This window comes from Levilactobacillus sp. LN180102 (genome assembly GCF_050106635.1).
Taxonomy (GTDB): domain Bacteria; phylum Bacillota; class Bacilli; order Lactobacillales; family Lactobacillaceae; genus Levilactobacillus; species Levilactobacillus brevis.
Window position 1 is genome coordinate 176,269 of sequence record NZ_JBNIIX010000001.1, and the last position, 25,821, is coordinate 202,089.

Annotated in this window: 36 protein-coding genes and 1 other annotated feature; of the genes, 2 read left to right on the forward strand and 34 right to left on the reverse strand. The window is 45.9% G+C overall.

Annotation, left to right across the window (positions count from 1 at the left end):
- Positions 1-67: 67 nt before the first annotated feature.
- Together rpoZ and gmk are read right to left on the reverse strand one after the other, a co-directional pair.
- On the reverse strand, positions 68-283 hold the full coding sequence (rpoZ, locus tag ACP4IT_RS00920; RefSeq protein WP_011667692.1) for a DNA-directed RNA polymerase subunit omega: 216 nt from the start codon (positions 281-283) through the stop codon (positions 68-70).
- A 3-nt stretch (positions 284-286) separates the two neighbouring features.
- Positions 287-901: a guanylate kinase gene (gene gmk, locus ACP4IT_RS00925; RefSeq protein ID WP_015473640.1), complete on the reverse strand. Its 615-nt coding sequence runs from the start codon at positions 899-901 to the stop codon at positions 287-289.
- Positions 902-1,167: 266 nt separating this feature from the next.
- Here gmk and ACP4IT_RS00930 point away from each other — a divergent pair, with 266 nt between their 5' ends.
- The gene (locus ACP4IT_RS00930) at positions 1,168-1,491 is read left to right on the forward strand and encodes a hypothetical protein (RefSeq protein WP_011667693.1); all 324 of its coding nucleotides are present in this window, start codon (positions 1,168-1,170) and stop codon (positions 1,489-1,491) included.
- A 49-nt stretch (positions 1,492-1,540) separates the two neighbouring features.
- Here ACP4IT_RS00930 and ACP4IT_RS00935 read toward each other — a convergent pair whose 3' ends face one another.
- The 24 genes from ACP4IT_RS00935 to ACP4IT_RS01050 all read right to left on the reverse strand — a co-directional run bounded on the left by ACP4IT_RS00935 (position 1,541) and on the right by ACP4IT_RS01050 (position 19,493).
- Complete coding sequence (locus ACP4IT_RS00935; protein ID WP_011667694.1) at positions 1,541-2,002, reverse strand: hypothetical protein; 462 nt, start codon at positions 2,000-2,002, stop codon at positions 1,541-1,543.
- Between the two features lie 177 nt (positions 2,003-2,179).
- Positions 2,180-3,874 carry a DNA repair protein RecN gene (recN, locus tag ACP4IT_RS00940; protein ID WP_426855147.1) on the reverse strand — a complete coding sequence of 565 codons (1,695 nt, stop codon included), beginning with the start codon at positions 3,872-3,874 and terminating at the stop codon, positions 2,180-2,182.
- Between the two features lie 76 nt (positions 3,875-3,950).
- A complete protein-coding gene (locus tag ACP4IT_RS00945) occupies positions 3,951-4,406 on the reverse strand; it encodes an arginine repressor (RefSeq protein ID WP_011667696.1) in 456 nt (151 codons plus the stop codon).
- Between the two features lie 92 nt (positions 4,407-4,498).
- Positions 4,499-5,314 (reverse strand): TlyA family RNA methyltransferase, encoded by an 816-nt coding sequence (locus ACP4IT_RS00950; RefSeq protein ID WP_011667697.1) that lies wholly within the window; start codon positions 5,312-5,314, stop codon positions 4,499-4,501.
- Positions 5,315-6,217 carry a polyprenyl synthetase family protein gene (locus ACP4IT_RS00955; RefSeq protein ID WP_011667698.1) on the reverse strand — a complete coding sequence of 301 codons (903 nt, stop codon included), beginning with the start codon at positions 6,215-6,217 and terminating at the stop codon, positions 5,315-5,317.
- A complete protein-coding gene (locus ACP4IT_RS00960) occupies positions 6,207-6,452 on the reverse strand; it encodes an exodeoxyribonuclease VII small subunit (RefSeq protein WP_011667699.1) in 246 nt (81 codons plus the stop codon). The genes ACP4IT_RS00955 and ACP4IT_RS00960 overlap by 11 nt, the downstream gene beginning before the upstream one ends.
- Positions 6,445-7,800 (reverse strand): exodeoxyribonuclease VII large subunit, encoded by a 1,356-nt coding sequence (xseA, locus tag ACP4IT_RS00965; protein ID WP_011667700.1) that lies wholly within the window; start codon positions 7,798-7,800, stop codon positions 6,445-6,447. The genes ACP4IT_RS00960 and xseA overlap by 8 nt, the downstream gene beginning before the upstream one ends.
- Positions 7,787-8,653: a bifunctional methylenetetrahydrofolate dehydrogenase/methenyltetrahydrofolate cyclohydrolase FolD gene (gene folD, locus ACP4IT_RS00970; RefSeq protein WP_011667701.1), complete on the reverse strand. Its 867-nt coding sequence runs from the start codon at positions 8,651-8,653 to the stop codon at positions 7,787-7,789. Before folD ends, xseA begins: the two co-directional genes overlap by 14 nt.
- Positions 8,654-8,801: 148 nt before the next feature.
- Positions 8,802-9,230 (reverse strand): transcription antitermination factor NusB, encoded by a 429-nt coding sequence (gene nusB, locus ACP4IT_RS00975; protein WP_011667702.1) that lies wholly within the window; start codon positions 9,228-9,230, stop codon positions 8,802-8,804.
- Positions 9,230-9,670: an Asp23/Gls24 family envelope stress response protein gene (locus ACP4IT_RS00980; RefSeq protein WP_011667703.1), complete on the reverse strand. Its 441-nt coding sequence runs from the start codon at positions 9,668-9,670 to the stop codon at positions 9,230-9,232. Before ACP4IT_RS00980 ends, nusB begins: the two co-directional genes overlap by 1 nt.
- 34 nt (positions 9,671-9,704) lie before the next feature.
- Positions 9,705-10,265 carry an elongation factor P gene (efp, locus tag ACP4IT_RS00985; RefSeq protein ID WP_011667704.1) on the reverse strand — a complete coding sequence of 187 codons (561 nt, stop codon included), beginning with the start codon at positions 10,263-10,265 and terminating at the stop codon, positions 9,705-9,707.
- Positions 10,266-10,341: 76 nt separating this feature from the next.
- The gene (locus tag ACP4IT_RS00990; RefSeq protein WP_426855148.1) at positions 10,342-10,893 is read right to left on the reverse strand and encodes a M24 family metallopeptidase; all 552 of its coding nucleotides are present in this window, start codon (positions 10,891-10,893) and stop codon (positions 10,342-10,344) included.
- Positions 10,894-11,406: a M24 family metallopeptidase gene (locus tag ACP4IT_RS00995; protein WP_426855149.1), complete on the reverse strand. Its 513-nt coding sequence runs from the start codon at positions 11,404-11,406 to the stop codon at positions 10,894-10,896.
- A gap of 96 nt (positions 11,407-11,502) precedes the next feature.
- Complete coding sequence (rpmA, locus tag ACP4IT_RS01000) at positions 11,503-11,802, reverse strand: 50S ribosomal protein L27 (protein WP_011667706.1); 300 nt, start codon at positions 11,800-11,802, stop codon at positions 11,503-11,505.
- A 19-nt stretch (positions 11,803-11,821) separates the two neighbouring features.
- Complete coding sequence (locus tag ACP4IT_RS01005; protein WP_011667707.1) at positions 11,822-12,160, reverse strand: ribosomal-processing cysteine protease Prp; 339 nt, start codon at positions 12,158-12,160, stop codon at positions 11,822-11,824.
- A gap of 28 nt (positions 12,161-12,188) precedes the next feature.
- Complete coding sequence (gene rplU / locus ACP4IT_RS01010; RefSeq protein ID WP_011667708.1) at positions 12,189-12,497, reverse strand: 50S ribosomal protein L21; 309 nt, start codon at positions 12,495-12,497, stop codon at positions 12,189-12,191.
- Between the two features lie 20 nt (positions 12,498-12,517).
- Positions 12,518-12,595, reverse strand: a sequence feature (ribosomal protein L21 leader region).
- Positions 12,596-12,660: 65 nt separating this feature from the next.
- Entirely contained in the window at positions 12,661-13,269 is a 609-nt protein-coding gene (locus tag ACP4IT_RS01015; protein ID WP_307722693.1) for a TetR/AcrR family transcriptional regulator, read from the reverse strand.
- Between the two features lie 57 nt (positions 13,270-13,326).
- Positions 13,327-13,869, reverse strand: coding sequence for a dUTPase (locus tag ACP4IT_RS01020; protein WP_011667710.1), 543 nt, complete (start codon positions 13,867-13,869; stop codon positions 13,327-13,329).
- 14 nt (positions 13,870-13,883) lie between these two features.
- Positions 13,884-14,825 (reverse strand): hypothetical protein, encoded by a 942-nt coding sequence (locus tag ACP4IT_RS01025; RefSeq protein WP_011667711.1) that lies wholly within the window; start codon positions 14,823-14,825, stop codon positions 13,884-13,886.
- Entirely contained in the window at positions 14,818-15,690 is an 873-nt protein-coding gene (locus tag ACP4IT_RS01030; protein ID WP_011667712.1) for a hypothetical protein, read from the reverse strand. Before ACP4IT_RS01030 ends, ACP4IT_RS01025 begins: the two co-directional genes overlap by 8 nt.
- A gap of 252 nt (positions 15,691-15,942) precedes the next feature.
- Positions 15,943-17,283 carry a type I glutamate--ammonia ligase gene (glnA, locus tag ACP4IT_RS01035; protein ID WP_011667713.1) on the reverse strand — a complete coding sequence of 447 codons (1,341 nt, stop codon included), beginning with the start codon at positions 17,281-17,283 and terminating at the stop codon, positions 15,943-15,945.
- 41 nt (positions 17,284-17,324) lie between these two features.
- Positions 17,325-17,711 (reverse strand): MerR family transcriptional regulator, encoded by a 387-nt coding sequence (locus tag ACP4IT_RS01040; protein ID WP_011667714.1) that lies wholly within the window; start codon positions 17,709-17,711, stop codon positions 17,325-17,327.
- Positions 17,712-17,817: 106 nt separating this feature from the next.
- On the reverse strand, positions 17,818-18,741 hold the full coding sequence (gene miaA, locus ACP4IT_RS01045) for a tRNA (adenosine(37)-N6)-dimethylallyltransferase MiaA (protein ID WP_011667715.1): 924 nt from the start codon (positions 18,739-18,741) through the stop codon (positions 17,818-17,820).
- On the reverse strand, positions 18,738-19,493 hold the full coding sequence (locus ACP4IT_RS01050; protein ID WP_011667716.1) for a glycerophosphodiester phosphodiesterase: 756 nt from the start codon (positions 19,491-19,493) through the stop codon (positions 18,738-18,740). The genes miaA and ACP4IT_RS01050 overlap by 4 nt, the downstream gene beginning before the upstream one ends.
- A gap of 145 nt (positions 19,494-19,638) precedes the next feature.
- Between ACP4IT_RS01050 and ACP4IT_RS01055 the strand changes: the two genes are divergently transcribed.
- A complete protein-coding gene (locus ACP4IT_RS01055) occupies positions 19,639-19,815 on the forward strand; it encodes a DUF3042 family protein (RefSeq protein ID WP_011667717.1) in 177 nt (58 codons plus the stop codon).
- Between the two features lie 43 nt (positions 19,816-19,858).
- Here the strand turns inward: ACP4IT_RS01055 and ACP4IT_RS01060 are convergent, their stop codons facing one another.
- The 8 genes from ACP4IT_RS01060 to ACP4IT_RS01095 all read right to left on the reverse strand — a co-directional run bounded on the left by ACP4IT_RS01060 (position 19,859) and on the right by ACP4IT_RS01095 (position 25,790).
- Complete coding sequence (locus ACP4IT_RS01060) at positions 19,859-20,275, reverse strand: rhodanese-like domain-containing protein (RefSeq protein WP_011667718.1); 417 nt, start codon at positions 20,273-20,275, stop codon at positions 19,859-19,861.
- Positions 20,276-20,305: 30 nt separating this feature from the next.
- A complete protein-coding gene (locus ACP4IT_RS01065) occupies positions 20,306-21,277 on the reverse strand; it encodes an ROK family glucokinase (RefSeq protein WP_011667719.1) in 972 nt (323 codons plus the stop codon).
- Positions 21,278-21,281: 4 nt separating this feature from the next.
- Positions 21,282-21,512, reverse strand: coding sequence for a YqgQ family protein (locus ACP4IT_RS01070; RefSeq protein WP_011667720.1), 231 nt, complete (start codon positions 21,510-21,512; stop codon positions 21,282-21,284).
- 42 nt (positions 21,513-21,554) lie between these two features.
- Positions 21,555-22,235, reverse strand: coding sequence for a rhomboid family intramembrane serine protease (locus ACP4IT_RS01075; protein ID WP_011667721.1), 681 nt, complete (start codon positions 22,233-22,235; stop codon positions 21,555-21,557).
- A gap of 15 nt (positions 22,236-22,250) precedes the next feature.
- Positions 22,251-22,799, reverse strand: a complete 549-nt coding sequence (locus ACP4IT_RS01080; protein ID WP_011667722.1) for a 5-formyltetrahydrofolate cyclo-ligase — start codon at positions 22,797-22,799, stop codon at positions 22,251-22,253.
- A gap of 63 nt (positions 22,800-22,862) precedes the next feature.
- Positions 22,863-23,012, reverse strand: a complete 150-nt coding sequence (gene rpmG, locus ACP4IT_RS01085) for a 50S ribosomal protein L33 (RefSeq protein ID WP_011667723.1) — start codon at positions 23,010-23,012, stop codon at positions 22,863-22,865.
- A 187-nt stretch (positions 23,013-23,199) separates the two neighbouring features.
- Positions 23,200-25,314 carry a peptidoglycan D,D-transpeptidase FtsI family protein gene (locus tag ACP4IT_RS01090; RefSeq protein WP_011667724.1) on the reverse strand — a complete coding sequence of 705 codons (2,115 nt, stop codon included), beginning with the start codon at positions 25,312-25,314 and terminating at the stop codon, positions 23,200-23,202.
- Between the two features lie 266 nt (positions 25,315-25,580).
- Positions 25,581-25,790 carry a DUF378 domain-containing protein gene (locus ACP4IT_RS01095; protein ID WP_011667725.1) on the reverse strand — a complete coding sequence of 70 codons (210 nt, stop codon included), beginning with the start codon at positions 25,788-25,790 and terminating at the stop codon, positions 25,581-25,583.
- Positions 25,791-25,821: the final 31 nt, after the last annotated feature.

Below are 25,821 nucleotides of genomic sequence, written 5' to 3' on the forward strand. Positions count from 1 at the left end.
TATCTAGTGTCTTGATAAAAAAAGCCAGATTACCCAATGGCAACCTGGTCTTTACCGAACGCTTAAATTAAGCGTCTAAATCCTTTTCATCCGGATCAATCATCAATGCACCGGCCGCAATTTCTTCAAGCGCCCGACCAATTGTCTTGGGCGACTTGTAGTCGGTCAATAATGGCTTCGAACCAGCATCTAATTCATGTGCCCGTTTGCTAGCCAACATAATCAATGAATACCGTGAATCCACTTGTGCTAATAAATCATCAACTGAGGGATATAGTAACATTTTTTATTCGTCTCCAATCATTTGTTCATAATCTGGCATCACCCGCGTCACCCGCAGTCGTTCACTCCGGATGATCATTTGAATCCGTTCAACGGCCTGACTAACCTCATCATTGACAACGGCATAGTCATAGTTGCGCATCATTTGAATTTCACCAACCGCTTTTTTAATGCGCTTGTTGATGACATCCATTGCGTCCGTTCCCCGACCGATTAGACGATGTTTTAATTCCATCAAATCCGGTGGCGTCAAGAACACAAAAACAGCGTCGGGACAATTAGCCCGCACCTGCATCGCACCGTTAACTTCGATCTCCAAAAAAACATCTTTGCCTTGGTCGAGAGTCTCATTAACATATTTTAACGGGGTACCATAGTAGTTGTCAACATACTTGGCATACTCCAACATCTGTCCAGTCCGAATATTTTCTTCAAACTCTTCTTTCGAGACAAAGTAGTAGTCAACCCCGTTGACCTCGCCCTCGCGCGGTTGCCGCGTCGTCATCGAAATCGAATAGGAAAAATCCGTTGCTCCCGTATCGAACAAAGCCTTTCGCACCGTTCCTTTACCTACACCGGAAGGACCAGAAAGCACAATGAGCATTCCACGTTTAGCCATCGTTTAAAAATCCCTTCATCATAAAAATTAATTAAGTGTGTGATTGGAAATGACTCATCAGTCAAACCTACCACACCTATGTAACCGAAATGATCACGCAAACTTTAATCTATAGGATACTATATTACCACTATTTGTTAATAATTACTGCATCTCCTTCCCCATTTTCGTAAAAAACTGTTAAAAAGTTTTTACGGAAAAAGGCTTGCATTTACAAACGTGTGTTCGTATAATGAAAATACAAACAAACGTTCGAGGTGATCAACATGCAAAATCCAATCGTTAATCGGCCCACCCTCTCTGATCGGGTCGCCTCTGTTTATCAAGAAATGTTTAGTGCTTTGCCCGTCATTAATGGGCAGCTCGTTTATCCACAAATGCCAATGACTCAGCTTAGTTACTTTTCTCAACAGGCGATCACTCGCCACTATTTGGTGCAGTTGCAATTTAAAGCGGCTACCAACGTGGCACCCACAACTGTTGTTGGTCACTTGCAACAGGATGCTTTCGGTCATCTCATTTTAAAACAAACCAATCAGGTCACTACAATTGTCACCCTTGAGCTATTACGTTCGATTCAACGATGTTAACTAAAATTGGCAGCTAAGCCCCGCGAGACTTAGCTGCCAATTTTTGGCTCTAATGAACACCCCCCGACAACACCTGAGCAGCGTGCGGTATCTGGTTAAACGTTAGATCATAGCCGTTGATGTCATGGCCTTGACGAATTTGTTTAACAAACAGGGTCCCTCGATTCTCCTTCACATAGAAGATACCCCCCTGCACTTTGACGCTGTGATATCCTTGCGCGTTTCGTTTTCCCCAGGTAAAAGTTCCTGCTGTTACGTGGGAACTTAGTCGATAAGTCACCTGGTTGTGTGGCTGCCAATGTTCGTGTTCGTAGTATCCACCACCAAAGGTGAACGTGGTTGCTGTCATTTTAACGCGGTACTGTAAGGCCTCCGGCTGAAACCAGCTTCCATGATAGACATTCGGTATGACGGTCGTCTGCGATTGTGCAGTTACCCCAATTGACAACGCCGATACCCAAATCAGGCCCACTATCAAGAGTAATCCCAAGCTTAGTTTACGCCACTTCATTATTAACATCCCCCAATGCTTTATCATTCATATAATGAAGTGTACTCGTCATTGTGGGGTACCATAGACTAAAGGCTGCTGGTTCGGTTATTTATCGAACCAGCAGCCTTTTAAAAAGTGATCCTAAAACTAGCCCTTTTCAATAGCTATCCATACCCCGTACGTTATCTCCAAATATTAACGACGTTGTTTCGTTTCTGCGGCCAATGCCAACAATTCATTAGCATGCTCCAAAGCGAGCTTAGTGACTTGGGTCCCCGCTGACATCCGGGCTAATTCGTGAACACGATCGGCTTCATTTAGCCGCGCTAATTTCGTTTCAGTCCGATCACCCACGATTTCCTTAGCAATAAAGTAATGATGGTCCGCCATTGCGGCCACTTGTGGCAGGTGCGTAATACATAGAACTTGTGACGCCCGCGCAATACCGCTAATTTTTTCGGCAATCGCCTGCGCAACACGGCCACTTACCCCAGTATCCACTTCGTCAAAGATAATGCTGGTGATTCCTTGTGACTCGGAAAAGATGGTCTTAAGGGCCAACATAATTCGTGACAATTCCCCACCGGATGCAATCTTGGCCAGAGGCCGCATAGCTTCTCCCGGATTGGTTCGCAGATAAAATTCCACATGATCCAACCCCGTACTCAAAATGGACTTTGATCGCGTAAAGTGAACAGTAAACACCGTCTTATCCATATAAAGATCCGCTAATTCACCATGAATGGCGGTTTCCAATTGTTCCGCAGCTCGCTGACGTCCTTGACTCAACTGTTCGCCCAGCTTTAATAGCGACGATTGTTGAGCAGCCACTTGACTCTCCAAATCATCAGCCGTTTCATCAGTCGCCTGCATTTGCTTCAATTCGGCAGCAATTTTATCATAATATCGCAAAACTTGGTCCTCAGAATCGCCATACTTACGTTTTAGCTGATTGATAACATCTAATCGCCGTTCAATTTCATCGAGGCGTCCCTCATCCCATTCCAATAAGTCTAACTGAGAAGAAACGTCGCCCACGGCATCGCTTAGCGCATAATACGCGGTTTCTAAGCTACTAGCAATCTGATTAAAGGCCGGATCAAAATCCGCAATGCCTTGCATCGCCTGCATGGCTTCGCCAATTTGATCATTGGCACCCGGTGCCGTGTCCTCACCGGTCAAGATGACCTGAGAACGCTGCAAGGCATCATTGATTTTTTGAAAGTTATCTAATCGGTCACGTTCAGCAACTAACTCATCTTCTTCACCAGAACGTAACTGCGCAGCCGCAATTTCTTTAACCTGAAATTGGAGCATGTCTAAATGCTGAGCCCACTCTTTTTCATTGGCTCGCTTGTGTTCAAGCGTCGCCTGCAGTTGTGTGTAGTGTTGATAGATTTTCTGATATTGAGTTCGTAATTTGGCAACGTTGGCCCCCGCAAACTCATCCAACATCCCCAAATGCTTTTCTGGTTGCATCAGTTCCTGATGTTCATTTTGGCCATGAATATCCACCACGGTCTCGCCAATTCGTTTCAGCGTATTCGTATTGACTAACATACCATTCACTCGACACGTATTGCGCCCGTTTTGATGAATCTCGCGTTGTAAGATGACATTACCATCATCATGGTCAATTCCCAGTTCATCTAAGACCTGGTAAGTTGTCCCATCAGCCGGAAAAACAAAGCTCCCTTGAATCAATGCCTTATCAGTGCCCGTCCGCACAAAATTCGCCGAACCGCGGCCACCGGCTAATAAACCAACTGCATCAATAATAATGGACTTACCAGCCCCCGTTTCACCGGTCAGTACCGTCATGCCATTCTTAAAAGTCACATCTAAATGGTCAATAATGGCAAAATTCTTAATGGACAATTCTTGTAACACGTTTCGCCCTCCTAGAATAAAAGACCACGACTGCTTCGTCAGCATGTGCTGGTCAGTCAGTCGTGGTCTCAAATCATCAATCCGCAAGCATACGGTCGATTGTCTTCTCCAATTGTAAAGCACCTTGATGAGAAACACAAATCGTCAGAACCGAGCTATCGTCACCCACCGTTCCAAAAACAAACTCGTACCGCATCTGATCAAGTAAAGACGCAATGACCGGACCGTTACCTGGTAACACCTTCAAAATCGTAAACTGATCTTGCACAGCAAAGGATATGTAGGCATTTTGGAGTGTTCGCTGTAATTTCTTTTGTGTATCAATCTTTTTCTGGACGGGCAAGCTGTAACGGTACCCACCTGATTCGGCTGGCAGTTTAACCAGCTGCATCTCTTTGATATCCCGTGAAATTGTGGCCTGCGTGACGTGAATACCATCTTCACTTAATAAGCGCACAAAATCCTCTTGGCGTTCAATTTCCCGTGATGTTAATAATCGTTTGAGTAGCTGCTGGCGTTCTTGCTTCTTCATACCTAGCCCCCCTTATGTGATAAAAATGCATAATCTTATCATATACCAGAGCTTAGGTTTTGGAAAGTAAATTCTCATAAATTTCTCATAATCTAGTGTTTTAGGTCTTTATATGCTGCATCAATGGTCGCAGCCACCGAGACCGTATTTGCACAAACTGCATGTTTATCAACTGATTGTAAGTGAACCAAGAATTCAATATTACCTTCGCCACCACGAATCGGCGAAAAGTCTAAGCCCAATACGCTATATCCCGTTGCTACTGCAAAATCAATGATCGTTTGGACCACCTGCTCATGCACCGCGCGGTCACGTACAATTCCATGGTTCCCGACATCCTCACGACTAGCCTCAAATTGGGGCTTAATCAAGGCCACGACATCGCCGCCCACCGCTAAAATTTGCTTTAATGGTGGCAGAATAAGCTTGAGTGAGATAAAGGAAACGTCAATTGAGGCAAAGGTCGGTTGACCTTTCGTAAAATCAGCTAACTGACTATACCGAAAATTGGTATGTTCCATCACAATGACCCGTGGGTCCTGCCGTAATTTCCAAACTAACTGATTACTGCCCACATCGAGCGCGTAACTCAATTGCGCACCGTTCTGTAACATGACATCGGTAAACCCACCCGTTGAAGAACCGATATCCAAGACAATTCGGTCAGTGACGTCAATTTTAAAGACTTCTAAGGCTTTAGCTAACTTAAAGCCACCGCGAGACACATAGGGCAATGGGTGACCCTTTAAATGTAGTTCCGTATCAATTGGGATTAATGAGCCTGGTTTATCCAACCGTTCTTCATTTTTTCCTAGAATCTCACCAGCCATAACCGCCCGTTTAGCTTCATCTAGTGACGTGAATAGGCCCTGTTCTAATAAGAGATCCGCAACCCGCTTTTTTTTCATTTAGTTCACCCGTTCCGTATCAAAATAACTGAAGAAAGCCGCCAAGTCATCCCGCTGAGTTGACGTGGGTAAGCCTTGTAACGCGGCTTGACCACTGTGGATCGTATCAATTAGTGCCTGATTGGCGCCAATCAATCCCAGCTTACCAGGGTACGTATTCTTAGCTTCATCCGCATCTTTTTGCGTTGCCTTACCCATTTCAGCAGGTGAACTGACCACATCTAAAATGTCGTCATAGATTTGAAAAGCTAGGCCAAATGCATCCGCAAATTGTAAATAGGCGGGCCACTGTGCTTCAGGTGCTTGACCTAGAATCAAGCCGGCTTGCACCGCATAGTGTAAAAGCGCACCCGTCTTTTCCTTGTGCAAAACACGCAATTGGGATAAAGGCAAATTAACGTGCTCAGATTGAATATCTTTGGCTTGTCCAGCAACCATCCCACTAGGACCAGCAGCTGTCGCTAAGGCTTGTACCAAAGCCGCCTGCATTGTCGCCGGTAGATCAGTAGCCGTCAACCACTGAAACGCTAGCGTCAACAAACCATCACCCGCTAAAGTCGCCATACCAGCTCCAAATTTAACGTGATTAGTTGGCTCTCCTCTACGTAATGCATCATTGTCCATCGCAGGTAAATCATCGTGGATCAACGAATACGTATGCAACAACTCTAGTGCCATCACTGGTCGCCAATGGCGTTCTGGCACAAAGGTCACGCCCAACGACCGCATCGTCGCCACGGTTAGTAACGGTCGCAGCCGTTTGCCCCCAGCTAAAACTGAATAGGTCATTGCCGCCGCTAATTGGGCATCATGGCTATCAGCCAAGATGGCCTGCTTTAACGGTGCATTTAATGCTGGCACCCATTGATCTTCAAATGCGATTAACCGTGCATTAATCGGCATCACCCGTGCCTCCTTGTGGCGTTTCAAAAGCCACTTCTTGATCGGAATCATTCATCATCGTTGTTAACGTCTTCTCGGCATCCTGCAAGGTTGTTTGTAACTCCTTACTCAGAGCCACGCCCTTTTGAAATTGGGTTAAGGCCTGTTCCAACGGGATATCGCCTTGTTCTAACTGAGCGACAATCGTTTCTAACGTAGCTAAATTTTCTTCAAAGGTTGGTTGTTCTTCACTCATGTGTCTTTTCCTCCGATGCTGGTGTAATCGTCTTAATCTCTGCGCTGGCCGTTCCATCGCTTAGATGGACCATTGCCGGCCCCGGCTGTAATTGCTGAACGGATCGGACCACGTGGTCATCTTGTGTCACATAACTATAACCCCGGCCCATGATTTTTAACGGACTCAAATAATCCAAGCCATTGATCAGCTGACCCACGTGTTCTTGTTTAGCGGTCACATACCGTCGAGCCTCCGTTGCTAACCGCGTTGCCGTTTGTTGCACCACTAGTTGATTGCGTTGAACCCGAGCCAACGGTGATCGGCTAGCTAAGGCCTGCTGAGCTAACTGGAACTGCTGTTGCCGTTGGGTAACTAGGTCTTGCATATTCCGCCCCAGCGCCTGTTGTGCCCGATCAAGCCGCTGTACGTACGTTTCATATAACCGTTGTGGTTGCCGGAAAACATAAGCCGTCATTAACTTATTGAGTCGTTCTTGCTGAAAATTAATGCGATTAGCCATGGCATTTAAAAGCCGGGTTCGCTGCTGCTGTAACTTGAGCAACTCATCGCTAAGAACGGGCACTGCCAGCTCAGCTGCCGCCGTCGGAGTCGCCGCCCGGACATCTGCCACCAAATCTGCAATGGTCGTATCTGTCTCATGACCCACCGACGAAATGACCGGGAGTTGGCTCGCTGCAATCGCTCGGGCCACCCGTTCTTCATTAAATGGCCACAAATCTTCAATTGAGCCACCACCACGACCAATAATCAACGTGTCAAATGACTGAGCCGCATTCGCCCGTTGAATCTGCCGAACAATATCATCGGCCGCCGCATCTCCCTGCACAACCGCCGGATACAAGACAATCTGTGCGATGGGAAACCGTCGCCGGGTCGTAGTGATAATATCACGAATGACTGCCCCGCTGGGACTGGTCACCACCGCAATTCGTTTAGGAAAACGGGATAATGGCCGTTTAGGTGCGGTGAACAAGCCTTCTGCGGCTAATTTGCGCTTTAACTGTTCATAGGCTTGATACAACTGACCAACACCATCTGGCTCCATTCGTTCCACATAGATTTGGTAACTACCACTGGGTTCATACAGTGAAATTCGCCCCGTAACTAAGACTTTCATGCCCGTTTCCGGCGTGAATTTTAATTTTTCAAATGCTGATTTAAACATAATCGCACTAATTTTAGCGTGGTCATCCTTCAAACTAAAATACTGATGCGCATGTGGTCGTAACCGAAAGTTTGAAATTTCACCGGTTAGATAAACTTTACCCAAATACGGGTCCACATCGAATTTGCGCTTTAAATATTGGGTCAGTGCTGTGACCGTTAAATAATCAGTTGTTGCCACGTTGCTCACTCCACTCACATAAATCGACCGTTTGCTGCATCAAAGTCGCAATTGTCATTGGGCCAACGCCGCCGGGGACTGGTGTAATCGCGGCCACTCGTGGTGCGACGTTGTCAAAATCAACATCCCCAGTCAATTTGCCATTCTCATCGCGGTCCATCCCAACATCAATAACGACTGCACCCGGCTTCACATCAGTCGCCTTAATCAGATGCGTCACGCCCGTTGCCACAACGAGCACGTCAGCTGTGCGTGTTAAATCACTCAAGTGTTGGGTATGCACGTGAGCCACGCTAACCGTCATATCAGCATTCAGGAGCATCGCAGCCATTGGCCGACCCACAATTAAACTACGCCCCACCACAACTGCTCTTTTTCCGCGCAAGTGCATGGGCAAAGTCGCTAACATGGTCATAATTCCCCGAGGCGTGCACGATACGGGATACTTTCCGGGTAAGTTAGCAAATAGCCGGCCAACATTTAAGGGATGAAACCCATCGACATCCTTTTGGGGATCAATCGCCGCTACAATTGCTTGTTCATCCAGTCCTGCCGGTAATGGCGACTGAACCAAAATACCGTGAATCGTGGGATCAACGTTATACGCCATAACGATTTGTGTCAATTCCGCCTGGGTTGTCGTGGCTGGTAACTCCCGAACAACTGACTTAATTCCTAATTTCAGAGCTTTCTTATGCTTATTACGAACATAGATGGCACTGGCAGGATCATCCCCCACCACAATAACGGCCAATCCTGGTACGATGTCACGTTTCTTAAGTGCCGCAACTCGTGTAGCTGTTTGCGCATTTAGGTCTTTTGCTATCTGCTTTCCGTCAATGATGGTCGTCATAAAGCGCGTCCTCCCACTGTGTTTTAAAGTTATCTTCCATTTTAGCATAGTTACTCTGAAAACGGGAATGCCGCTAATGGTTAAATCACACATTCTCCCTGACAACTAAAAAAACCGCTTGCTCATTACCAGCAAACGGTTTGATCAATTAAGCTTGTGTGTCGGTTTCGTCGTCCAACGTGTGCGCTAACACCCCATTGATAAAACGACGAGAACGATCGTCGCTAAAGTTCTTGGCAAGTTCCAAGGCTTCGTTAACAGCTACACGATTAGGGACATCGTCCACATGCTCAATTTCATAAAATGCCATGCGTAAAATGACTAAATCAGTCTTCGCAATTCGCTTCAACTGCCATCCGGTACTCAAGTACTGGTCGATTTGCGCATCTAGTTCACTCTGATGGGCCAAAACGCCATTCACTAAAGTTGCCAAATAGTCTGGCACGGGAACAAGTTGGTTCGGGTCATCCGTCAAAACACGTTGGTATAACGCATCATGATCGGCTTCAGGATTGGCATTTAATGCAAACAACATTTGAAATGCCCGTTCCCGAATTTGATGTCGTGTAAGTGTCACTATTGGTCACTGTCTCCTTCATCGGTCTGGTTGAACAGGTTATCTGGGTCAACCTGTTGCGCCGTCTTTTCGGGAATGACGCCTTCCACGTGAACGTTAACTTCACGCAAATCGAGGTCCGTCATGAACAGCAATTGTTGCTTAACGCTATCCTGAATGGCCAAGGCAACCTTAGGAACTGCAACCCCGTAATCCAAATAAACGTACACATCAACTGCCAATTCGTCGCCGTCAAAGACCAGTTTCACGCCCTTGCCATGTTGTTCCTTGCGACCAAATAATTCCGTGACGCTATTGGCCAAAGAGCCACGCATCCGGGCAACACCCTCGGTTTGGCTAGCAGCAATCCCTACAATAATTTCTAGGACTTGCGGTGCCACCTCAATCTTGCCCAAAGCTGGTTCTTTAGATTCTAAAATAATGTTAGTATCTTCCGCCATTCATTGACCCTCCCTTACTTAAACGTGTGATAACCTAGGCGCGAGAAATATACGTCCCGTCAGTTGTGTTGATGGAGAGCTTGTCGCCTTCATTAACGAAGAATGGGACTTGAACGACTAAGCCGGTGTTCATCGTTGCTGGCTTAGAACCACCAGAAGCGGTGTTCCCCTTAATACCAGGTTCAGTTGCCGTAACTTCCAGGACAACCGTGTTGGGTACTTCAATGCCGAGAACTTCTGAGCCAAATTGAACCAAATCAACATTCATATTTTCTTGTAAGTATGGAAGTTGATCCTTGATTTGTTCTTCGGGTACTTCGATTTGTTCAAAGTTGTCGGTGTCCATGAAGACCCGGTTATCACCATCTTCATATAGATATTGCATGCTACGCGTTTGAATGTCTGCCCGTTCCATCTTAGCACCGGCACGGAAAGTCTTTTCTTGAACAGCACCAGTCCGTAAGTTCTTAAGCTTTGAACGAACGAAAGCGCCACCCTTACCAGGCTTGACGTGTTGGAACTCAATGATCCGCCAAATTGCGTTATCAACCTCGATGGTTAAACCGTTTTTAAAATCAGCAGTAGAAATTGCCATAATGTTATAGCCTCCTAAAATATGTCCTCTTTATAATATCAATTCTTACCCCTAAAAAGCAAGACAGGGGTGCCATTTACAAAATAATTAAATTCCGTGGCACGGTGGTTAAGACTTCGTGACCAGCTGATGTGACCAAGATATCGTCTTCAATCCGGATACCGCCCCGGCCAGCCAAATAAACACCAGGTTCAATCGTAATGACTTCATTAGCCTTCATAATATCTGGCCAACCACGGCCAATATTAGGGCCTTCGTGAATATCTAACCCAATTCCGTGACCCGTTCCGTGAATAAACGCCTCACCGTAGCCCCGTTCTGTCAAAAAGTCGCGACCAATCCGATCTAATTCATCGCCCGTTACACCGGGGGCAACGGCAGCCACAATGGCGGATTGTGCTGCTTGAACTGCCTGGTAAGCCGCTTTCAGTTCTGATCCCGGGTCGCCCAGTGCCACCGTACGAGTAACGTCGGATGTGTAACCATCCACGTAAAAACCACAGTCAATCGTAACCAGTTCACCAGTAGCGAGCTGTTTATCACTTGTCTGTCCGTGCGGCCAAGCCGAACGGACACCACTGGCCACAATCGTTGGGAAACTGGTCCCAGTAGCCCCATGTTCTTGCATTCACTGTTCAAGCCATTGGGCAACTTGACGCTCCGTCATCCCCGGCTTTAGTACCGTAAATAGCGCCTCTAATCCAGCACTGGTTAATTGCGTAGCGCGCCGAATAGCCGCTAGTTCATCCGCTTCTTTTACCTGTCGTAACTCATCAGCCACATCGGCCAGTGGGACGATATCGGTCATTAAGTGCTCATCTAACCACTCGAACTCACGAATAGTTAGCTGATCCTCAATTCCCAATACGGTTGCACCATCGGCCTCTAAGACATCATTAACGGCTTGCAAGTAGCTCCGCGTAATCACTAACGGTATTTGGGGTATCACCTGGGTCAATTCCGTTTGGTAACGTGCATCCGTGATAAAAACCGCTCGTTTAGCCGTCACCAATAAGTAGCCATCACCAGACATCACACTAGCGCCAACCAAATATTGCTGATTACTAGGTGAAGACACCAAAAAACTATCAATGCTCAGTGGCGCAAATAGCGCCTGTAGCCGTTCAACTCGTGTCGCCATTGACCCAACCCCCGATCTAATTTTCCGAAAAAAAGAAGAACCCAAAGCGAATTGGTCTCGCCTCAAGCTCTTCAGTCGTACGAGGAAAACCTCGTGTTATTTAGCTGCTTCTTCGGCAACTGGGTAAACAGATACTTGACGCTTGTCACGGCCAAGACGTTCGAATTTAACGACGCCAGCAACCTTGGCAAACAACGTATCATCACCACCACGGCCAACATTGACCCCAGGGTAAATGTGCGTACCGCGTTGACGGTAAAGGATTGAACCACCAGTTACAGTTGAACCATCAGCAGCCTTCGTCCCAAGACGACGACCAGCAGAGTCCCGACCGTTAGCAGTGGACCCACCACCTTTATGGTGAGAGAAGAATTGTAAGTTCATGTTCATCAGCATAAGTTTCACCTCCGCAAATTTAATTGTTGGTTTCAGCGAATTCAACAAAATCCGCGTAATTGTTGGCAACATCTCGTAACCCATCCGCAAAACTCTGGAGGAGTGTTTGTCCCTTTAATTCGGCCGTTGCTTCCAGCTTTGGTGGGAGGTGGACTTCCAGAAAGCCACCTTCCTGATCATGATTGTCGACTTGCACCGGAATCTGAGCGATTCGTTGTAAGCCATTAACAGTCGTGATCGCAAGCACCGAAACCGCAGCACAAACAATATCTTGGCCATATTCGCCAGAATCGGCATGACCGGTGATTTGGAATGAATCGATTCGGTTAGTTCCATGATGGAACGTCGCATGAATCATCGAGATCGCCCCTTCTAATCTTTAGGCTTTAGGCGTTGATAGCATCAACGACAACCTTGGTATATGGTTGACGGTGACCCTTCTTCGTGTGTTGGCCCTTCTTGGCCTTGTACTTGAAAGTAACGACCTTCTTTTCCAAGCCCTGCTTTTCAACAGTCCCAGTAACAGTCGCACCCGCAACAGTTGGTGTCCCGATCTTAGGCGTATCGCCACCGACAAAGACAACTTGGTCAAAAGTAACCTTTTCACCAGCTTCAACATTTAACTTTTCAACGTAAACAGCTTGGCCTGCTTCGACCTTGTACTGCTTGCCGCCAGTTACAATAATTGCGTACATGAATGTGCACCTCCTTATAATTTTAGACTTAGACTCGCCGAAGACAAGTGCTCCGCAAGCGGAAAACTTAAACTCGTTCCGAGCGGTTGCAGCTGTGGAAGTCCACAAATACAACATGAAAATTATACTTGATAGGCAGCAAACCGTCAAGTCTTTTTTATTGTCAGCGTTTTTCCGGATTAATTGGCGCAAACCAGGCCGCTACCGGGAGACTTTCCAATGGTAGCAATTGCTGAAACGCCTGAGCCAAATAATCCGGGCGATAACGCCGATCATCTGCTAACCAGTGATCAATCACCCCAATGAATCCCGTTGCCAAAAAGCTCACTTGTACGTCTAATGGTGACGTTAGCACATTTGACTGCGGTAGCTGTTGACTAAATACTAGTAGTTCTTGTTCCAAACGTTGCTGTAACTGCGTACGAAAATGGGCGAACTGTGGTTGGAGTAACACCATCAAAATCTGATGATGGTCATCCACATATCGGAGTGCTGGGCCTAACGCAAAACCATTCACTGGATGACCGTATGGTGCCAGTAAGGTTTTGCCGGCCGCTAACCATTCATCAATAACCTGCTGCTCAGTCTGAGCTAAAAAATCAGCTTTATCCTGATAATGCAGATAAAAAGTTCCTCGTGTAATTGCTGCCGCCTGAGTGAGCTTTTGGACCGACACCTGTTTGAATGACATTTCTTGTAATAGCGTGCTTAATGCCTGACGTAAGCGTTCGTTGGTGCGGACAACCCGTGGATCTGTTGGCTGACTGATGATTCTTCACGCCTTTCCTAACAAAAGGCTAGTCCGAAAACTCGAACTAGCCCCCATTTGCTAATAATTATTTGCTTGTCGCTCCAAATTAATTTGCCGTTTGGCCTCGTAAGCTGCTTGGATTTGATCCTGCGTAAAACCAAAATCAGCCAGCCCCCACTTCAAAAATAAGCGCCACGCGTGACGAAAGTCTTCTTGACGATGGGCAAAATGACTATTGAATAGCATCCGCTTTAAGATCAAATACTGTTGATCTAAATCCTTGGCCGGTCGGCTCTTTTCCAGCGTTGTGAGGTCTTCTTCTTTCAGCATAATAAGATGGGTCCACGTCTTCTTAGCTGAGACTAAAAAGAAGAAATCCATTGCGTCCGTATATTCTGTTAGCAACGTTTCCATTGGCGTTTGTCCCGCATCGGCTTTACCACGATGGGTTTTCCAAACTTTAAACCATTCAGATGTGTTGGCAACTTCTGCCAATTCAACATCTAAGGCAACGTAGGCATTTTCAATTTGCTGCTGCCGCGACATTTCAATGTCGCGGTCTCGTGTAATCTGTTCATCTAGCGCAATCGATTGCCGCACTAATTTAGCCAATTCTAGCACGATTAGACTCCCTTCTAACCGAAAATCAATGGATCTGAGGTAATTTCTAACTCCGTTAAGTTTTCCAAATACCAATCCCGCATAAAGTCAAAACGTAACAAAACATCAAACCATGAAATCTTCTGGTCATCATCGTGAACTGTCAACACCCATTCAGGCTGGCCGTCCAACTGATTGTTAAAAATATCAACCACAATGCCGCGGCCTAGCGCAATTTCTGCGCCATTACCATTGACACCATTGGTTAACATATAATCATTTTGCGCAGCCATCACAAATAGGCGATCAACAACACCGGCTGGTAGGTCGGTCGACCGAACCGCATAGTTTTGACGGTTAGCCGCATCCAAAATATTGAAGTCTACGGAGTAGCCATAGTCTTCTTTTAAGTAGCGCGCAAAATCAACCAGAATACCAACCGAGGCCTTAATTGTATCGGCCGGTACGGAATCATGTAAATCAATGATAAATAACTGAGTCAAAGCATGGCTGTTAAACCGGAACATTTTCCGTTCTAAATTCAAATAGAACAAGGACTGTCCTGTCGCCCGTTCCCGGTAGTAAACACCGCCGTTTTCTGAAGTCTCTACCCGAAAGTTAAACGTTCCCCGATCGCCTAATGGGGTTAGTTGCTGGGTCAGTTCTTCATGGTGATCACGCGACTGTAAGATCACATGCTTACCTTGATCATGGAGTTCCAACATCCGCGACATAAAGAGGAGATAATAATCAGCATGACTATACTGATGGGGGAACGTGACGAAGTCAGAATCTAGCGTAAAATCGGCCAATTCCGTTGCAGCCGTGACTAACTCATCAGGATCCGTGGTTTTGATCAGTTGATCCATTAATTCCGTAAAGCGTAGCCCCGTTTGCAAGCCATCCTTAATCGCATTGTTATAGTTTAATAAACGACCACTGGTAGTCAACGTCGATGGATCATTTTCGTTAATCATCGATCGTCACCTCACTTTTGCCAATTAAGCTATTGATGTAGTCGGCATACAGGCTGGCATTGTGTGCTTCGAAATGTTCAAAATCATCGAAAGCATCCCGAATACTTTGCTTTTCATAATTTAAAATCGTGTCTTCCTTAGACAAAACCAAAATTCGATCATCGTTTTCTTTAATCGTTTTGTGGGCATTTAAGGCCCGTTCATCTTCATCAGCCAGCTTGGTTAGTTGGTCAATAATAGCTTGGCGTTCTTCTTTGAGTTTGCCAGAATCCCAAGGCATACTACTCTTGGAACTATTTTCCTTTAATTGTTCCCGTAACTCCGCCTTTTGGTTGTCGCGTTGTGTTTGGGCATTGACCAATTGTTGTAGTTCTTCACTTTGCGCGGAGATTGACTCAATCTTAGCCGTATTCAGGCGTTGATTTTGGGCTTCCAACGCAAAAGAATCACGTAGCTTTTGGTATTCCGTCTCATCAAACTGGAATTGCACATTGATGACATCTAAATCACCAAATAATCGCCGGTCCCACCAGTTGCCAAAGTAAATATGGAACAAGCCGGTTGTATATTCTTCGTAGTAGAAAAATGGGTAAATATGTCCCAAATAATCAATTAAGTTGTCACTCAAGTAATGACTGATCTGGGGGTGAATGTTGTCGACTAATTCAGCGAGGTGATTAACGGCTCGCGGTGACCGGGTCTTCTTGACCTCTTGGTAATACCGCCCTTCATCAAGCAATTCATAAACCTTTCGATCATCATTGTGCTGTACTGCCGCTTGTAACGTGCTTAAATAATCTAATTTACTGGCGATCGCCTGTGTTAACACGTCGGCTGCACTAGCTTGTTGTTCTTGATTTTCCATGAATTTATCCCTCATTCTGATGTTCCCTAGCGCTTGCCGTGAACATTTGATTATACGTTCATGTTACCAAAAATCCGTTCAGAATAAAGCAGTTTGCGTGAAGTTTTATCGGAAAATCCTTAATTTTTTATTATTACGGGGTTCATTCGTCATTTACACGATCCGGTAACTTAACGACGAGCGATCCGCCATTGTACACCAAAAACTGGCCATCACCTATTTAAGGGATGACCAGTTTTAACGTGCTAATTTTTAATAAAGTTCTAGATATTGATCGCGTTCCCATTCGGAAACTTGAGTTCGATAAGAATTGTACTCTAAGTTTTTGGCTTCAATGAAGCTCTGGTATAAGTGATCCCCCATCGCATTACGCATCACATCATCAGCTGCTAAGTCCTTCAACGCATTGTGTAACGTATCTGGCAAATTGGTAATGTGATTTTCCTGCCGCTCTTCTGCATCCATCCGGTAGATGTTACGGTCAATCGCTTCACGTGGTGCCAGCTTATTCCGTAAACCATCCAAGCCCGCTTCAAGTACGGCGGCAATCGCTAAATATGGATTAGCAGCTGGGTCAACGCTTCGAACTTCTAGCCGGGTTGACAGTCCCCGTGAATTAGGAACTCGGATTAATGGCGACCGGTTAGAGCCAGACCAAGCAACATAGACCGGTGCTTCGTAACCAGGAACTAACCGCTTATACGAGTTCACGATTGGGTTGCAGATGGCTGTAAAGCTCCGCGCGTGTTTCAGCAGTCCGCCTAAGAAATGATAGGCGTCTTCAGACAATTCCATTTCACCATCTTTATCATAAAAGGCATTGCCTTGATCATGGAATAAGGACATATTCAAATGCATACCAGAACCATTAATTCCGGCCAATGGCTTCGGCATAAAGGTCGCATACAACCCATATTTCCGTGCAATGGTCTTTACCACCAGTTTAAACGTTTGAATATTATCTGCCGCGGTTAACGCATCGGCATATTTAAAATCAATTTCATGTTGACCAGGAGCAACCTCATGATGCGCCGCTTCAACGTCAAAGCCCATTTCTTCCAAGGTCAGAACAATTTCACGCCGGCAATTTTCACCTAAATCCATTGGGGCCATGTCAAAGTAGCTCCCCTTATCGTTAAGTTCCGTCGTCGGTTTCCCATTTTCGTCCATCTTAAACAAGAAAAACTCAGGTTCTGGTCCAATGTTAAAGTCCGTAAAACCAGCTTTACGCATATCATCTAACACCCGGATCAAATTATTCCGCGGATCACCCGTAAATGGTTTGCCTTCAGTTGTGTAAACCTCACAGATAACACGTGCAATCTTTCCCCGTTCCGTACTCCATGGGAAGATCATCCACGTCGACAAGTCAGGATAAAGATACATATCACTTTCCTCAATCCGAACGAACCCGTCAATTGAAGACCCATCAAACATCAACTTGTTATCCAATAACTTACCTAGTTGACTAATTGGGACTTCAACGTTCTTAATCGTTCCAAATAGGTCGGTAAACATTAACCGTAAAAATTTGACGTTTTCGTCTTTTGCCATCTGTCGAATGTCATCTTTAGAATATTCCGGTTTTGCCATCAAAATCGCTCCCTGCGTATTTGTCTCGTCTCATCAATATCTTAAAGCGGCCGCTGTTGCTGTATTCCTGGCGTTGGATGGCCCAGCCCACCTTGACGAATGAACTCGTCTTGCAAGATTCGCCGCACGTCTTCGTCCGTCAATGGCTGTCGCTGAGCCGCTGCTTTTTGCTGAGCGGCTTGATGTTGCTGGTCATAAATTGCCTTAATTCCAGCAATATTAATGCCATCAGCCAAGTAGTCCTTAATTTCCAGTAATCGGTCAACATCATTCAATGAATACATTCGCCGATTACCATCATTACGCTCAGGAAAAACCAACGCCTGGGCTTCGTAGTAGCGAATCTGTCGCGCCGTCAAATTAGTCAGCTTCATCACCGTTCCGATCGGCAAAACTGCTAATGATCGCCGTAATTCTTTTTCTTTCACCACTACCGCCCCCTTCAAACTATGCTGTTATCATACCACGTTGACAGCTGACGTCAAGAATTCATGTTAGGTTTTCTGACATAAGTAGCCGATTGTTAGAAATTCTTTAGTTCTTTTCAGTTAACCACGCCGTCACATCCTGTAAAATCTGGGCGTCAACTTCTGGATGCTGCACCAAATCATACCAGTTCGCAGTTGTTTGGTGTCGGAACCAAGTCAGCTGGCGTTTGGCATAATGACGTGAGTCCTGCTTAATCTGGTCAATTGCCGCTGCAAGTTTTTCCGGTTGGTCAAGAACCGGTAATAACTCCCGATAACCAATTCCGCTTGCCGCCGGCAGTGTTGCCCCACCGCGCTTAGCTAACCAACGAACTTCATCTAGCAACCCCGCTTGCACCATGTTATCAACGCGCTGATTAATCCGTTCATACAAGAGCGGTCGCGCTGTATTCAGCCCAATATAATATTCATCGTATTGGGAACCCGCATTTTGCTGATGAGAAAATAACTGTCCCGTAACTTGAATGACTTCCAGCGCCCGGACCGTCCGCCGAATATTTGTTGGTGGAATCTTACTAGCCGCAACGGGATCTTGAGCCGCCAATTGTTGCCACAAGACTTGTGGTCCTTGTTCGACTGCTATTTGCCGGAGGTGCTCACGAATCTGCGGGTCACCTGGTGCGTCGGCTCCTAATTTCAAGCCATCAAATAGGGCTTGCAAATAAAAACCGGTCCCCCCAGCTACAATTGGCAAATGCCCTCGCTCATGAATCGCTTGGATTAATGGCTGAGCCGCCGCAACGAACTGAGCGACCGTAAATTGTTGATCGACATCCTGAATATCAATCAGATGATGAGGCGCTTGCGCTTGTTCCGCGGCCGTTGCCTTGGCAGTACCGATATCTAGATGCCGGTAAACCTGCATAGAATCTCCTGAGATAATCTCACCATTAAAGGCTTGGGCTAATTTAATGGCCAGTGCTGTTTTACCGACTGCCGTGGGACCCACAACCGCCACAACTTTAATCATACCCGTTCACTTCCCTGTATTTTTTCTCTTAAGGCAACCGCCCGTGCCGGATAATCCGTAATGATGCCCGCAAAGTGACGACGGAAACAATACGCCATGTCTGCCGGGCTATTAACCGTCCACGGCCGTAGTTGCATATGCGGTAACCAAAAGCGGTGCGCCTTAACCCATCGAATATCCGGATGGAGCCCCGCGACTTGTTGGTGGCGCTCCATTTGTTTCGCCTGCCGGCCTGCCGTTTTAAATAATTTCGCATACTCCGCCTGTGGGTACAGTTTTCGTAGCGTAACTAATGACTGCGCGCGAAAACTTGAAAAGACTAACCGAAACGGCACGGGTTGTTGCGTAAAATACGTCGCTAATTGCTGTTCAATCCCGGGATACGGAATCTTATTTGTTTTCAGTTCCAAATTAAACACGCCAGAAAAGTGGTCGGCAATTAAGAGCTGAATCACTTCATCCAGCGTTGGCATCTTGGTGCCCGCGAATTCCCGTCCAAAATGACTACCGGCGTCTAACTGTTTCAATTGTGCCAATGTCAGGTCTTTAATTAATCCGCTACCGTTAGTCGTCCGATCAACCTTTTCATCATGCATGATAACCATCTGACCATCACGCGACAACTGCACGTCAGTTTCAATACCATCGGCACCCGCATCCAATGCCGCTTGAAATGCCAACAACGTATTTTCCGGTCGTGTGCCTTTACTTCCTCGGTGTGCAATCACCTGTGTCGTTTGTCGTTTAAACACCCACGTCAGTCCTTTCTCCCAAATCCTACTAGTAAGATTACCACAGAATCCCCGCATTTCGCTGTAAATCGCTAGCAATTTCATCAAAAAACAAGCATAATGGAAGCGGATAATCAAAATCCCACGATAGAAGGAGTCGAATGTTATGAAGAACTTCACCAAAGGCGTTTTGTTTGGCGTTGTCGCTACGGCTAGTGCGGTTGCCGGCGCAGTTTTTTCTTTTAAGAAAAAAGTCGTTCAACCTATCGAAGACCAAGAAGCTCGGTTTGAAGAAAACCGCAAGTTAGCTAACCGAAAAAGTCACGCTGCCCACCATGGGTAATTTAGTCACCAAAAAAGGTCCGGAAATTTTTCCGGACCTTTTTTTAGTCTTTAGTTTTTTTAGTTTTACCATCCCAGCGAGCATAGCCGGTTTTTAAGATTGAAATATCCGTGTAGCCTTCTTTACCTAAGAGAATCGCTGCGCGTGTGCTCAGAGACTTCCCTTGGTCATATAGGTAAACGGGTAAGTCAGCTCGCAATTGCGTGTGGTAAGCCTTAAACGTCGAATAAGGAATGTTACGGGCACCTAAGATGTGACCCGCATCAAAATCCTTTTTCTCACGTAAATCAACCACCTGGGCCTTACGTTGTCCTTCTTGGAAGGTTGCTTCATCAATTAGCTTGGCAACGCGATTTCGACGCATCACCGTTGTTAATGACCAGCCACCCCACACGATAAGTAAAACAATCAGTACGATCATGTAGACCGTCCATCCCGAGATTCCTGCAGCAATTACCAAACTAAATCGTCCTTCCTAAACCTGGTTCTCTTAATTCGTTTTTTGGAATCGTAAAGCGAGTGATGCCGCGCCAATAATCCCTGCGTCATTTCCGAGTTGTGCCAATCGCAGTTTGGTTGAATCCCGAACTGCTGGAAAGGCATTTTCTTGGAAATACCGCGTCGTTGGTTGTAATAACGTGTTCCCAGCGTTAGAAACCCCACCACCAATAATGATGTTGGCTGGATTTAAAATGTTGGCAACGTTGGCTAAAGCCAACCCTAAATAAAAGGTGACCCGGTCAACCACTTGGTTTGCCAAGATGTCCCCATTATCGGCTAGATAAAAGACCATCTTTGACGTCACGCTTTCCTGGTTGTCTTCCATTTCTTTCAATCGAGAAGTTCCCATGAAATCCTTAGCCATATCGGCAGCCACGTGAACCACTCCGGTTGCGGAAGCATATTGTTCCAGACAACCACGTTTGCCACAAGTACATAGATAGCCATTCGGTTGAACGGTTACGTGGCCCAATTCACCAGCCCCACCGTTAATCCCGTGCAAGAGGTGGCCGCCAGCGATAACACCACCGCCGACACCCGTTCCTAGGGTTACAAAGACCACATCACTATCCTTTTCGCCAGCACCTTTCCAGTACTCGCCTAATGATGCCACGTTAGCATCATTATCCAGGATAAATTGAAGGCCTAAACCTGCTTGAATTTGATCACGAACCTGTTGCCGTTTCTTCCAGTTCAAGTTAAAGGCCCCAATGACGGTTCCATTCTCAATATCTACTGAACCCGGCGTCCCCATTCCGATACCCAGAAAGTCGTCTTTACTGAATTCTGAGTTCGTAATGTGTTGACTGATTGAGTCGATAATATTTGGAACAATGTGGCTCCCCTCGTCGGCGATATCAGTTGGAATACTCCACTTGGTCAAGACTTCCCCAGCCAGTGATAGAAAGGCCATTTTAGTGGTAGTCCCACCTAAATCGATTCCAATTAAATTCCGTGCCATAACGCTAAATCCCTCCAATGGATTGATGCTTGAATTTTGCTCGTTGTTCTTCTAAGCGGTGTTCATGTGTGAGCACAAGTTTGGCCGAAACAAAAACCTTATCGTCGACTACCCGCGCTTGATGCAGGTGATCAAGTTCCAAAGCCATCACTTCAATGTCCCAAAGACGCTTGCCAACGTACACATAAATACCAAAATTTTTAAGTAGCTGCTGAACATCATATAACGTTTTCATTGTGCCACAACCTCCATGAAATTGCACGAGACTTTTCGCCGCTTACTGCGCCATTCCGTGTAAATATAACCAGACCAATCCCAAAATCAAGACAACCGTTGCAACAACACGTTTGGTTACGCTTACTCGACCAATTTGGGGAACACCAACTGTATACGCTACCAGAAATCCAGCGATTAACCCACCTAGGTGACCAGCTAAATCGATTCCTGGTGTAAACAAATCAAAGGCGATATTCATCACCACAAAGGCCAAAAAGGTCCGGGCTAACTGGCGAATAATTGGATTTTGCCAAAAAGATTCTCCGAGCATCATAAACGCCCCAAATAGACCGAAAATAGCGGTACTGGCGCCAGCTGACAAACTATTTAAAAAACAAAAACTGGCAACATTGCCGCCAATTCCAGCCACTAAAAAGATTATCAGAAACCGGGCATGACCAAAAGCCGCCTCCAACTGGGTCCCCACAAAGTATAACGTCACCATGTTTAAGAAGATATGGGTAAACCCAATGTGCAGAAACATCGGCGTAATCAGCCGCCACCACTGACCCTGCTGAATCAGCGGATTGACTTTCGCACCAAAAGCGACCAAAACATTTAGGCTAGTACTACCACCAGCCAACGTCATCGCAACAAAGACTAACACCATAATGACGACTAATCCAGTCGTCATATAGGGTGTCTGGTTCAAATTTCGTAGTCGGTATTTAAAGTTTGCCACCGTTAGGCTCCTTCCTTATGGTGTGACCTGAAAGATCTCATCTAATAATACATCATATTCGGCCACTGGCCACGTCGGCGTTGCTACCCATTGTGCTGGCAACGCTAAAGCTACCTTAGTCCCTGTCGTTTTCACCAAATAACGGTCATAATAACCACCGCCAAATCCCAGCCGTTCACCAGACGCGGCAAAGACTAACCCGGGAACAATTAGTAAGTCAAAGGTTGCTGGAGCAATAATCGCCCCATTCGTCGGCTCCTGTAAACCAAAAGGACTGGTGGCAAAATTTGTTTGATTATCAACAACATGAAACGCCATCTGGCGATTAGGAAGCGTTGTGGGAACGGCTATCGTTTTCCCCTCGGCTTGTGCACGGTCAATAATAGGTGCCGTCGCTAATTCAAAATCACCACTAATGGTGGTGGCCACTGTTTTGGCCTGTTGCCAAGCTAACGATGACCATAATTGGTGGTGCAGGTCGCGTGTCGCGTGTTGCCGTTGATCGGCAGGCATTGCCATCAACGCCTGAATCGTTTGTTGACGTAAGTGTTTTTTAGTGATCATGGGCCCACCCCCTCAATCCATAGAAAAATTCAACAAAAAAAGGTGCGGACTCTCGCCCGTACCTTACTTAGTTTCACGATGCAAAGTTACTTTCCGATCACGCGGGCAGTATTTCTTAAATTCAACCCGGTCCGGGTTATTACGCCGGTTCTTGCTGGATAAGTAATTGCGTTCGTGGCATTCTGTACATTCTAAAGTGATGTGTACACGCATAGTGGGTAACCTCCCAACTTGTTCATAATTACAGGCTAGAGCCCTTAACTCGTAATATATTACCATTAATCCGGGGCAATTACCAGTCATAATCCCAAATATGTTAAGGAAAAATACTTAACACGTGTTTTTAGCCATTAAAAAATCACGCTCTGCCCAACGGCTTCACGTGATTTTTAAGCTCTCTTTAGTTCGCAGCACTTGTATTAACTGCTGAGCCAGACGTTGTTGCCTTGGTTGGGTTAGTCAACGTTGACGTTGATTGAACCGTCTTCCAGTAAGCAGCATAAATCTGTTTGGCCAATTTCATGTTATTATCTTCATCACTCGTGCTCAAGTTTGGCATTGCCAAGGCCACCACGACCTGAGGATCATTGGATGGCGCATAAGAGGCCAAACTTAACGTAACAGTGGAATGGCCTTTGTAATACGTTTCAGCCGTCCCCGTCTTAGCAGAAATCCCAGGCGAGATGGAAGCTAATTCTGCCCCCGTCTTATACGTGTTGGTTCCATGAACCACGTCATATAGTCCCTCAGTAACCAATTTCTTCTGTGCAGCCGTCATGTCAATCCGGTTCAAGACCTTAGGGGTGACCGTTGATTTCACGGCGCCCAGTGTCCCATCGGATTTAGTTCCCCGGATTGACTGAACCACGTGCGGCGCAATTCGGGTACCGCCATTAGCAACGGTTGACATATACTGAGCGACCTGCAACGTTGTGTAAGCATCGTAGTTCCCAAAGGATAAGTCTAACGCATTCCCAATATGAGAGTACGTGCTCGACCCCTTTAGTCCGGTACTTTCACCAGGCAAATCAATCCCAGTATTAACGCCTAACCCGAACTGATTGAAGTAACCCCGTTCCTTATCAAAAATACTCGTGCTCATGGTCAAAGCTGAGCCAGAGACGTAATTAAACTTGGCTTCTTTCATGGCTAATTGCATCATATAGGAGTTAGAAGAAACTTCCAACGCTGTGGACGCATTTAACGCAATGCTGGCACTACCAGATTTGTTAAACCACGACGCCTTTTTCACACCACCGACGTTAATAACTTTATCGGTTAACGTGTTATTGCTTGGCGTGATCACACCGTCCATTAAAGCACCAGAGACCATCGCGCCTTTCACAACCGACCCCATTACAATATCACTATTGATAGTGCCTAGGGCATTCGTTGTGATCTTACCAGTCGATGGATTACGGTCAACTCCGGCCATTCCAACAATCCCACCAGTGTTAGGATTCATCACGATGGCATAGGTCCCCGTTGAGTAACCACCGGCACCGGACTCTGCTGAATGAACCAATGACTGTAGCTTCTTTTGGAAGGTCGAGTTGATAGTCAACTGGAGATTGTCGCCCTTTTGCCCACCATACTTTTTCGCTTCTTTGGTAATCGTGGAACCAGAAACCTCGACTTGCTTTTCAGCCTTGGTTCCCCGTAAGACAGATTCATACTCTTGTTCCAAGTAGGATTGTCCCACACTGTCATTTCGCGAATACCCTTGAGCCAGCAGTTCATTAACCCGATCACTCGGTAAACCAGTCTTCTCGGATGAAACCGTCCCAATAATGGCCTTAATTGAAGACCCGTTCGGATAATCCCGTGACCAACTAGTCCCAACTTTAACACCCGGCATTTCTGAAAGATGTTCACCGATTTCGGCAATCTCTTTGTTGGAAACCCCGGAATCTTTAATGTAGGTCGTCGATAACGAGTAGGCGCCACTCATCTTAGCAAAGATTTCTGCCGCATTCTTTTGCGTTTTAGTCAATTTGAAAGATGAATCATTTTCCAAATAGCTTAACGCCTTGTTGTACTTTTGGGTCGTCGACATCCCGCTGGTCCCACTCAACTTGTTCTCAACGGCTTTCAACCGTTTAGGGTCCGTTAAGTAGTAATCAATTGCCTGACGCGGCGTCAATGAGCTCGTCGAGACCGTCAAATACTTTCCTAACCGATTGGCAATCTTATACATATCCGTAGATAGCACACTAACGCCCTTCGTGTAGGAAATGGCTTGGTGTGATTTATTACCAACCAGCACCTTACCATTTGAATCATAAACCATCCCCCGTTGAACGTTGGTGGTTTCAATCGTGGTATCAGTCGAATTGACCTCTGCCTTCAATTGTGACCCATAAATTATTTGCAAATACGCCAATTGACCAATTAACGCCGCAAACAACAGGGCAACAATAATGAAAAGAAAGTTCAACCGAAAGGGAATCAGTGACTTACTCGGGCCACTAGATCGCTGGTTTCGGTTACTAACGCGATTATAAAAATTCTTCACAACAGCTCTGCTCCTTATTATACAGCTACTATTTTACCAAACTTCGCCGTCGGTCACTATCCCGCTACCGAAATTTAATCATTCTATGCTATTCTAGAGACCTAATTCGTGAACGTCAACTGGTATTTTAACCTTTTAATGATTGCTTAAAGTCCCGTTAAATCAACATTTACCAAATTATATATTTTAAGTACCGTCAAGCACACTAAAACACGGATCAGAGATTTCCCTCTCATCCGTGAGATACCTCGGCAACAAGCGATCAACTAAGCCGTTTTCCGGTGGGTAATCAGCCCGAAAAACCGTAAACAGTATACTGCGCTGATTCCCACTAAGATATACACAATTCTTGAAATCAGTGCCGCTTGACCGCCAAACAAGGCCGCAACTAAATCAAAATTAAATGCGCCAACCAACAACCAATTCAATCCACCAATGACTAATACAATGAGAGCTACGATGTCCAAAGTTTTCATGTCGTTCACTCCTTAATTAGCTTAATTTATG